The sequence below is a fragment of the Longimicrobium sp. genome, from assembly GCF_036280135.1.
Classification (GTDB): Bacteria; Gemmatimonadota; Gemmatimonadetes; order Longimicrobiales; family Longimicrobiaceae; genus Longimicrobium.
Genome location: NZ_DASURI010000833.1, coordinates 1 through 2,094, shown reverse-complemented (window position 1 = coordinate 2,094; position 2,094 = coordinate 1). Strand labels below are relative to the sequence as shown.

The 2,094-nt window shown below is 71.3% G+C and carries 2 protein-coding genes and 1 pseudogene; all 3 read left to right on the top strand.

Going from position 1 to position 2,094, the window contains the following annotated elements:
• On the top strand, positions 1-239 hold a 239-nt coding region (locus VFZ20_RS26970; protein WP_329687065.1), incomplete at its 5' end, for a hypothetical protein.
• 550 nt (positions 240-789) lie between these two features.
• Positions 790-1,923: a phosphogluconate dehydrogenase (NAD(+)-dependent, decarboxylating) gene (gene gnd / locus VFZ20_RS26965; protein ID WP_329687064.1), complete on the top strand. Its 1,134-nt coding sequence runs from the start codon at positions 790-792 to the stop codon at positions 1,921-1,923.
• A pseudogene (locus VFZ20_RS32840) lies at positions 1,920-2,094 on the top strand (glucose-6-phosphate dehydrogenase); the annotation flags it as partial. The gene gnd and the pseudogene VFZ20_RS32840, both read left to right, overlap by 4 nt.

Sequence of the window (2,094 nt, the reverse complement as noted above, 5' to 3'; positions counted from 1 at the left end):
GGCTGGACGCGGAGACGGTGAACGGGCCGGTGACCGTGAACATGCCGCGTGGCTACGGCGCGCGCCTGGAGAGCCGCACGGTGCATGGTCCCATCAACGCGCCGGGCAACATCCGCCCCGCGCGCGCCGACGGCCGGCGCTGGGGCCCCGGCGGCACGATTAACACGGAGATCAACGGCGGCGGCCCCACCATCCGCGCCGTGACGACGAACGGCCCGGTGAACATCCGGGAGAACTGACGGAAGTGCGAGAGTGCGAGAGTGCGAGAGTGCGAGAGTGCGAGAGTGCGGAAGTGGGTCGATGCCCGGTACGGTGAGGATGGTGTGAGCCGGGCGTCCAGCCGGAGCGAATGAATTCGCCGCTGGAAAGGCACGAAGTCCGCCTGCGCGGACTGCCCCAGCGGCGATGGCCTGACGTACACCGGAGCCGAATTCGCACGATCCAAGCCGCCCCCGCGCATGAAGGCGACTGCCGGAGCAGGTGAAGCCCCGCCGGGCGACGCGAAGCGTCGTCCGGGCGGGGCATTTCGCGTTCGTAGCGGCGGCTGTGTGCCAGTTGCGGATCCCGGTACTCGCGACGTCCCAGCCACGGCGAATGATTTCGCGGCTCTGACAACGTGATGTCGGCCTTCGCCGACAGGTCCAGCCGCCTGCCCCCGTTGTGCACACAGGCCGGGATCAAGCCGTCGAAGGCCGCCCCCGGTGTACATGGCGCCGCCTGTGCTGGGGCAGTCCGCGCAGGCGGACTTCGCGACCTTCCAGCGGCGAATTCATTCGCTCCGGCTCGGAGATGGCCTTTACCGGATCCATCGACAATCGGCTCCGGCTGGACGCCGGGCCGCACCGCACGATCTCCGCTCGCTCGCGTCTCCACCTCCGCACTAACGCACTCACGCACTTCCCGCACGCACTCACGCACTTTTCATCCAGCGCGCTCGAAGTAGGTTTCGGACTTGCAGGCGGCGGGGGCGAATCGCGATTACCCGGGACTGGAGAGCAACCGATGCGGCTGGGGATGGTGGGGCTGGGCAAGATGGGCGGCAACATGGCGCAGCGCCTTACGCGCGGCGGGCACGAGGTCGTCGTCCACGACCGCGACGAGGCGGTCACGCGCGCCGTGGCGGACGCCGCCGGCGCAACGGCCGCGACGTCACTCGACGCGCTCGTCGCCGGGCTGCAGGCGCCGCGCGTGGTGTGGGTGATGGTGCCCGCGGGGCCGCCCACGGAGCAGGTGCTGCGCGACGTCGCCGACCGCATGCAGCCGGGCGACGTGCTCATCGACGGCGGCAACAGCAACTATCACGACACGCAGCGGCGCGCACAGGAGCTGGCGGGCCGCGGCATCCGTCTCGTCGACGCGGGCACCAGCGGCGGCGTGTGGGGGCTGGAGAACGGCTACTGCCTGATGGTGGGCGGCGACGTGGACGCCGTGGCCATCGCCGAGCCGGTGTTCCGCACGCTGGCGCCCGAGAACGGCTACCTGCACGTGGGGCCCAGCGGCGCCGGGCACTTTACCAAGATGGTGCACAACGGCATCGAGTACGGCCTGCTGCAGGCGTACGCGGAAGGCTTCGAGATCCTGCACAAGAGCGGGATGGGGCTGGACCTGCGCGCCATCGCGGACCTGTGGAACCACGGCAGCGTCGTGCGCTCGTGGCTGCTGGAGCTGCTGGAGCGCGCCTACGCGGCCGAGGGGCAGGACCTGGACCGCATCCGCGGCTGGGTGGCGGACAGCGGCGAGGGGCGCTGGACCGTGCAGACGGCGCTGGACCTGGACGTGCCCGCGCCCGTCATCACGCTGTCGCTGCAGATGCGCTTCCGCTCGCGCCAGGACGAGTCGTACGGGGCGCAGGTCATCGCGGCCCTGCGCAACCAGTTCGGCGGACACGCGGTCAAGCAGGCCGGGCCGGAGGGCGGCGCATGACGGAGGGCGCCCTTCCCGAGGTCCCGTCCGCCCCGCCCATCGGCGAGACGCCCCTGCGCACGCCCATGGCCGAGCCCATGGGCCGCGTGCGCCGGCCCGAGCCGCTGGTGCTCGTCATCTTCGGCGGCACGGGCGACCTGGCGCGGCGCAAGCTCATGCCCGCGCTGTGGA